The organism is Novosphingobium sp. 11B, from assembly GCF_054589055.1.
The window spans coordinates 1-7,084 of sequence record NZ_BAAILP010000172.1; the positions used below are offsets into that span (position 1 = coordinate 1).

Consider the following 7,084-nt stretch of genomic DNA (forward strand, 5'->3'; position numbering starts at 1 on the left):
TCCGGGACCGGTGGCAGTCTTTAGGTGTGAGCGTGTTGCTCGCGCAGCAAGATCGGTGGTTCACGGCCACCGGTCCCGGATCAAGTCCGGGACGACGTAAGCCTCAGATCAGCGTCTTGAACTCTTCCAGAACAGCACGATAGACACGCTTCTTGAAAGGCACGATGAGGTCCGGCAGCAATGCCGCCTCGACCCATTTCCAGTCGCAGAACTCGGCTGGCTTGTGCGCATTCAGGTCGATGTCGGCATCGCTTCCTTCGAACCGGGCGAGGAACCAATGCTGGCGCTGCCCCCGATATTTGCCCTTCCACAGCTTGCCGACAAGTTCAGGCGGCAGGTCGTAGAGCAGTTCCTCGCGGGTCTGCGACAGCAGCTTGACATGCTTCCTGGTGACGCCGGTTTCCTCGTGCAGTTCGCGAAAGGCGGCTTCCTTGAGGTCTTCGCCGTCGTCGACGCCGCCTTGCGGCATCTGCCACCAGTCGCCTTCGCGCGTGTCGATCCGCTTGCCGACGAAGACCTTGCCGTCGGCGTTGACGAGCATGACCCCGACGCAGGGGCGATAGGGCAGGGACGAGAAATCGTTCATCGAGATAGGCGAATCCGAATTGAAGGGGAGGGGCTCTCTACGCGATTCGACAGGAATTGCACCCATGTCTGCCTCATGGCCACAGGATGGCGGAACCACCGGCGCTTGACTAGCCCGCATTGAGGTCCACACTCCTCCGATGCTGACAAACCGGAAGTTTGTTCGCTCAAGAGAAAATTAATTTGTCATTGGGAACCTGAGTCCGCAGCCTCGACGCAGAAACCGGCGCGGACCGGCAGCAGAGGATAGACCATGGCGACACTGGCCGGAGAGCACGATACCGACGCGTCCGCTGTCGAGACATCGCCCGTAGAAGCGGTCGTCGTTCGCTTCGCGGGCGACTCGGGCGACGGGATGCAGTTGACCGGCGGCCAGTTCACGCTGTCCACGGCGCTTGCCGGCAATGACCTTGCCACATTCCCGGACTTTCCTGCCGAGATCCGCGCGCCGCAGGGCACGCTGTTTGGAGTCTCCGCTTTCCAGATCAATTTCGGGTCGCAGGAGATTACCACGGCGGGCGATGCGCCGGACGTTCTGGTGGCGATGAACCCGGCGGCGCTGAAGGTGAACGTCGGCGCGCTCAAGCCTGGCGGCCTCGTGATCGCCGACACTGGTGAGTTCAACAAGCGCAATCTGGAGAAGGCGAAGTATGCCGAAAACCCGCTCGAGGATGGCAGCCTCGCGAAGTGGGACGTGCTGGCCTTCGACATCTCGGCGTTGACGCTGGAGGCGGTGAAGCCCTTCGGCCTCGGCAACAAAGAGGCGCTGCGCTGCAAGAACATGTGGACGCTGGGCCTGGCGCTGTGGATGTTCGACCGCGACCGCCGGCCGCTGGTCGACTGGCTCCATGCCAAGTTCGCGAAGGCGCCGGTGCTGGCCGAGGCGAACATCGCCGCGCTCAACGCCGGGCATGCCTATGGCGAGACGGCGGAACTCACCGGCCCGCTGCGCAAGCTGCATATCGATCCGGTGCCGACCGAGCCGGGGCTCTACCGCACGGTGACCGGCGCGGAGGCGATTTCGCTCGGGCTGGTGGCGGGGGCGCAACTGGCGGGGCTGGAGATGTTCTTCGGCGGCTATCCGATCACGCCAGCTTCGGCGGTGCTGCATCACCTCGTGAAGATGAAGGAGTTCGGCGTCACCACCTTCCAGGCCGAGGACGAGATCGCGGCCATCTGTGCGGCGATCGGCGCGTCCTATGCCGGGCAGCTCGGCGTCACGTCCTCGTCGGGGCCGGGCATCGCGCTCAAGGGGGAGGCGATGGGGCTGGCGATCATGACCGAACTGCCGCTGGTCATCGTCAATTCGCAGCGGGGAGGGCCGTCCACCGGGCTGCCGACCAAGACCGAGCAATCGGATCTCTATCAGGCGGTCTACGGCCGCAACGGCGATGCCCCGCTGCCGGTGATCGCCGCGCGCTCGCCTGCCGATGCCTTCGAATGCGCGATCGAGGCCTGCCGCATCGCCACGCAGTTCATGACGCCGGTGATCCTGCTGACCGACGGCTACATCGCCAATGCCTCCGAGCCGTGGAAGGTGCCTGATCCCGGCGGCTTCACCCCGTTCCCGGTGGAATTCCTGATGGAGACCAACAACCCCGAGGGCAAGCCCCTGCCCTTCAGGCGCGACCGTCGCGGAGTGCGGCCGTGGATCAGGCCCGGGACGGCGGGGCTGATGCACCGCATCGGCGGCATCGAGAAGGCCGTGGATACCGGCAATATCGACTATGCCCCCGACGTCCATCAGGCCCAGACCGACGCGCGCAAGGCCAAGGTGGACGCCGTCGCGGACGCCGTGCCGCCGCAGGAGGTGGCGCTCGGGGCGGCGTCGGGAAAGCTGGCGGTGGTCGGCTGGGGATCCACCTTCGGGCCGATCCATCAGGCGGTGCGCCGGGCGCGGCGCAAGGGGCTGGACGTCAGCCACATTCATGTCCGCCACATCTGGCCGCTGCCCCGGAACCTCGGCGAACTGCTGGCCGGATTCGAGCAGGTCGTGGTGCCGGAAATGAACACCGGGCAGTTCAAGACGGTCCTGCGCGACCACTTTCTGGTCGATGCGGTGCCGCTCTCCAAGACCAGCGGCCAGCCCTTCGCCATCGCCGAGATCGAGGCCGCCATCGCGACCTTCTTCGATGCGGTCCCCGGCAACGAGGGCGGCGAAGTCTCGGTCAACGAGACGCAGCTTCCGGCACCGGAAATCGAAAAGCCCTGAGCGCTTAGGCCCAATTCGTCAGGATAGATCTCATCATGAACGACATGACCCCGATCCAGACCACGCTGAAGGACTGGGAAACCGACCAGGAAGTACGCTGGTGCCCCGGCTGCGGCGACTATGCGATTCTCAAGGCGGTGCAGCGCACCCTGCCGATGGTCGGTGCGGACCCGAAGAACACCGTGTTCGTATCGGGCATCGGCTGCTCCAGCCGCTTCCCGTATTACGTCGAGAGCTATGGCTTCCACACCATCCACGGCCGCGCCCCGGCCGTCGCGACGGGGATCAAGCTGGCCAATCCCGAACTCGACGTGTGGATCGTCACCGGTGACGGGGACGGCATGTCGATCGGCGGCAATCACACGATGCACGTCCTGCGCCGCAACCTCGACTGCCAGATCCTGCTGTTCAACAACGAGATCTACGGGCTGACCAAGGGGCAGTACTCGCCGACGAGCCGGGTGGGAACGCCGTCGCCGACCTCGCCGATCGGCTCGGTGGATCGTCCGGCGAGCCCCTGCGCCTTCGCGCTGGGGGCTGGCGCAAGGTTCGTGGCGCGCGGCTACGACGTGTCCAAGGACCTGCCGGACGTTCTCAAGGCCGCCTATGCGCACAAGGGCGCGGCGTTCCTTGAAATCTTCCAGAACTGCATCGTCTATAACAAGGATCGCTTCGACGACTTCACGGCCAAGGCCGTCGCATCGGATATGCAGATCGTCTGCCAGGACGGCGAACCGCTTTTGTTCGCAAAGAAAACCAAAGGGTTGTCACTCGATCTTGAGACCCTTTCGCTAAAAGTCGTCGATGTGGGCGATGGCGACTGGCGGGCGGCGGGGGTCGCGGTTCACAATGTGCGCAACCGGGGCCTCGCGCATATGCTGGTGGAGATGCCTTTCGGTCCGTTCCCGATGGCGCTGGGGGTGATCTACGACGATCCCGCGCCGACGTTCGAAAGCGCCGTCGTCGCCGAGCGGGCGAGCCTTACGGCGGGCAAGAGCGCGGACCTCGGCAAGCTGCTGGGCAAGGGGCAGACCTGGACGGTGGAGTGAGGCTTGTAATGTCGCATCGCAAACCCGATAAGGTTCGCGATGCAATTACCTGCCATTCATGGATAATCTGACGCACAGCCTGGTCGGCTGGACGCTCGCCGAAACCGGGCTCAAGCACCGGACACGCAAGGGGCTGGCGGCCTGCGTACTCGCGGCGAACATGCCGGATATCGACGTATTCTTCGGCAGGGCTTCCTGGGCACCGCTGGCGATGCACCGGGGTTTCACGCATGGGCTGGTCGGCGGGGTGCTGCTGATGCCGCCGCTGCTGGCGGGACTGCTCTGGCTGCTCGACCGCTGGCAGGCGTCTCGCGGTACCACCTTCCGCAGCGGATTGCCGATGCGGTTCGGATGGCTGCTGGCGCTGTGCTATCTCGGCGCGCTGACCCATCCGCTGCTCGACCTGCAGAACACTTATGCGGTGCAGCTGCTTTCCCCGGCCAGCGGGCGCTGGTTCCACACCGACGGGCTGTTCATCGTCTCGCCCTGGTTGCTGGCAATGATGGGCGCGGGGCTTTGGCTGGCGCGCCGTTGGAAGTCGCCGAAGTCCGCCGTCGGGGCGCTGGCGGGCGTGATCGGCTTCATTGCGCTCAACATCGGGATTTCCGCCATGGCATGGTGTGCGCCGCGGCAGAAGGACTCGGCCTTCAATCCCGACCGGATATTCGCCTCGCCCGAGCCTGTGCTGTTCTGGCGGCGCGACATGATCTGGCGGCAGGAGGGGCGCATCTCCTACGGCCGTTACGATCCGCTCCGTGATCCGGTGGGGCTGGTGTCCGCCGAGCCGTCGATAGCCGACAACATGGCCGACCCGCTGGTGCGCAAGGCCGCCTTCTCCACGCCGGAGGTCGTCAAGTTCCTCGCGTGGTCCCAGCTGCCGATGGCGCGGATCGAGCGGCAGGGGTGCAGCGCCGTGGTGACTTTCGGCGACGCGCGGTTCACGGGGCCGCGTCTCAGCCGCAACTTCAATGTTTCGGCAAGGGTTCCGGTGGACTGTCCAAGTCGCTGATCGCTTCGGCAGCAAGCTGCGCGGGGCGCTGGAACAGGGCGCAGGCGAGGAAAGCCCAGCCGGCACCGCCCAGCCATCCGGCGATCGCGTCGCTCGGCCAGTGGACGCCGAGCCAGACGCGGCTCCAGGCGATCGCAAGGGTGCCGACGATCGCCGCGCCGACCAGCGTGTTGCGCACTGACGAACGGTTGCTCATCGCCGCAAAGGCCAGTGCCATAGCGATATAGACGACCGCCGCGTTGAAGCTGTGCCCGCTCGGGAAGCTGTTGCCGCCCGCTTCGGTGAGGTGGGGGACGATCTCGGGGCGCGCCCGCCCGACCAGCGCCTTGAGGCCGCTGTTGACCAGCCATCCGCTCATCACGGTCAGCGCGAAGAGGGCCGCGTCGCGCCGCTGGCGCAGGAACAGCAGCGCTGCGACCGCGCCTATGGCAAATAGGTTGCGCAAGAACACGCCGCCGAGTGCCGTCACGTCGCGCACGGCTTCGAGCAGTCCCTTCGGGCCGAGCGGTTGCATCGTGTCGCCACGCCAGAACAGCAGGCCCGCCCGATCAAGGGCACCGGCATTGCCGCCGTGAACCGCGATCGCAATCGCGGCGACGCCCAGCCAGCACAAGGCGGCGGCAGGGATCAGGACTCTTCGGTTCATGGGCCGGTGCATCGAATGTGTCATCGCGCTAGGGAACGCCGGTTATCGAAGGACGTTGCCCCGCTCATGAGTTCTCCTGTCATCGTCTGGCTGCGGCGCGACCTGCGCCTTTCCGATCAACCTGCCATCGCCGAGGCCGCGCGCAAGGGGCCGGTGATACCTGTCTACATCCTCGACGACGAGACGCCCAGGCATCGCGCCATGGGCGGCGCCTCGCGCTGGTGGCTGCACCATTCGCTCGAGAGTCTTGGCGCGGCCTTGCAGGAGAAGGGCTCGCGTCTGATCCTGCGGCGGGGCCGGAGCGACGAGGTGCTCGCGAAGCTGGCCGAGGAGACCGGCGCGCAGGAGGTCCACGCTCTGCATCACTACGAACCGTGGTGGCGCAATGCCGAGAAGGCGGTGGGCAAGATGGGGGGCAAGGCGCTGACGCTTTGCCTGCACCACGGCAACTACCTCGCCCCGCCGGGCTCGGTGACGACGGGCGCGGGCGGGCTCTACAAGATCTACACACCGTTCTGGCGCGCACTGCGCGAGCGCATGCCGCCTCACGATCCCGAGCGGCGGCCGCAGGTGATCCCCGCGCCGCCCAAATGGCCGAAGTCGGATACGCTGGCCGACTGGAACCTGCTCCCCACCAAGCCGGACTGGGCAGGCGGCATGCGCGCAATGTGGGAGCCGGGCGAGGAGGGCGCCCGCAGGCGGCTGCACGCCTTCGTCGAGGAAGCCTCTGCCTATGAGGGGCAGCGTAACCTGCCGGGTGTGGAGGGCACCTCCATGCTCTCGCCGCACCTGCACTTCGGGGAGATCTCGCCCGCGCAGGTCTGGCATGCGGTGGCGGACGCGGGAGGATCGGTCGCGACGTTCCTCGGCGAGATCGGCTGGCGTGACTATGCGCAGAACGTGATCTTGCAGTATCCCGACTACGGCGGCCGCTACGCGCGCGATCCCTTCGGCGCGTTCCCCTGGCGCACCAGCACGCGCGATCTGGAGGCGTGGCAGCAGGGGCGCACCGGCTATCCCATCGTCGATGCCGGGATGCGGCAGTTGTGGCACACCGGCTGGATGCACAACCGCGTGCGGATGATCGCGGCGAGTTTCCTCGTGAAGCATCTCCTCATCGACTGGCGCGCGGGCGAGCAGTGGTTCTGGGACACGCTGGTCGATGCGGACTACGGCAGCAATGCGGTGAACTGGCAGTGGACCGCCGGATCAGGGGTGGACGCCAACATGTTCGTGCGGATCATGGCCCCGCTCACCCAGTCGGAGAAGTTCGACGCGGCAGGCTATATCCGCGAATGGGTGCCGGAGCTGGCGGACCTGTCCGACGCGGATATCCATGATCCGCCCTCGGGCAAGCGGCCGAAAGGCTACCCCGACAAGCTGATCGAGCACCGCGACGCGCGTGAGCGGGCGCTGTCGGCGTGGCAGCAGGCGAAGGGTAGCTGAAGCGATGTCGTCCCGGACTCGATCCGGGACCGGTGGCTGTCTTTGGGCGCGCGCCTCGTCTCTGGGGCTTCGACAAGCTCAGCCTGAGCGGAATTTAAAAATCTGCTTGGAATACCGCTCAGGCTGAGCTTGTCGAA

6 protein-coding genes are annotated in these 7,084 nt (G+C 66.1%); 4 read left to right on the plus strand and 2 right to left on the minus strand.

The annotated features are described in order from the left end of the window. Positions 1-103: 103 nt before the first annotated feature. Complete coding sequence (locus tag ACYPYD_RS16090) at positions 104-586, minus strand: RNA pyrophosphohydrolase (protein ID WP_008831310.1); 483 nt, start codon at positions 584-586, stop codon at positions 104-106. Between the two features lie 252 nt (positions 587-838). On the opposite strand from ACYPYD_RS16090, the gene ACYPYD_RS16095 reads away from it, so the two are divergent. From ACYPYD_RS16095 to ACYPYD_RS16105, 3 genes are read left to right on the plus strand one after another with little or no spacing between them, the layout of a single operon-like run. Beyond that, a complete protein-coding gene (locus tag ACYPYD_RS16095) occupies positions 839-2,797 on the plus strand; it encodes a 2-oxoacid:acceptor oxidoreductase subunit alpha (RefSeq protein WP_459664169.1) in 1,959 nt (652 codons plus the stop codon). A 35-nt stretch (positions 2,798-2,832) separates the two neighbouring features. After that, positions 2,833-3,846 carry a 2-oxoacid:ferredoxin oxidoreductase subunit beta gene (locus ACYPYD_RS16100; protein ID WP_459664171.1) on the plus strand — a complete coding sequence of 338 codons (1,014 nt, stop codon included), beginning with the start codon at positions 2,833-2,835 and terminating at the stop codon, positions 3,844-3,846. Positions 3,847-3,904: 58 nt separating this feature from the next. Then, positions 3,905-4,855 (plus strand): metal-dependent hydrolase, encoded by a 951-nt coding sequence (locus ACYPYD_RS16105; RefSeq protein ID WP_459664173.1) that lies wholly within the window; start codon positions 3,905-3,907, stop codon positions 4,853-4,855. On the opposite strand, the gene ACYPYD_RS16110 is transcribed toward ACYPYD_RS16105, so the two are convergent. Further along, the gene (locus ACYPYD_RS16110) at positions 4,812-5,501 is read right to left on the minus strand and encodes a phosphatase PAP2 family protein (RefSeq protein ID WP_459664175.1); all 690 of its coding nucleotides are present in this window, start codon (positions 5,499-5,501) and stop codon (positions 4,812-4,814) included. The genes ACYPYD_RS16105 and ACYPYD_RS16110 overlap by 44 nt on opposite strands. A gap of 66 nt (positions 5,502-5,567) precedes the next feature. Here ACYPYD_RS16110 and ACYPYD_RS16115 point away from each other — a divergent pair, with 66 nt between their 5' ends. Beyond that, positions 5,568-6,947 (plus strand): cryptochrome/photolyase family protein, encoded by a 1,380-nt coding sequence (locus tag ACYPYD_RS16115; RefSeq protein WP_459664177.1) that lies wholly within the window; start codon positions 5,568-5,570, stop codon positions 6,945-6,947. The last annotated feature ends 137 nt before the right edge of the window (positions 6,948-7,084 follow it).

Excerpts from the sequence above, each read along its gene's own strand:
- ACYPYD_RS16105 (WP_459664173.1), top strand. The coding sequence starts at position 3,905 with ATGGATAATCTGACGCACAGCCTGGTCGGCTGGACGCTCGCCGAAACC.
- ACYPYD_RS16115 (WP_459664177.1), top strand. The coding sequence starts at position 5,568 with ATGAGTTCTCCTGTCATCGTCTGGCTGCGGCGCGACCTGCGCCTTTCC.
- ACYPYD_RS16090 (WP_008831310.1), bottom strand. The coding sequence starts at position 586 with ATGAACGATTTCTCGTCCCTGCCCTATCGCCCCTGCGTCGGGGTCATG.
- ACYPYD_RS16110 (WP_459664175.1), bottom strand. The coding sequence starts at position 5,501 with ATGAACCGAAGAGTCCTGATCCCTGCCGCCGCCTTGTGCTGGCTGGGC.
- ACYPYD_RS16095 (WP_459664169.1), top strand. The coding sequence starts at position 839 with ATGGCGACACTGGCCGGAGAGCACGATACCGACGCGTCCGCTGTCGAG.
- ACYPYD_RS16100 (WP_459664171.1), top strand. The coding sequence starts at position 2,833 with ATGAACGACATGACCCCGATCCAGACCACGCTGAAGGACTGGGAAACC.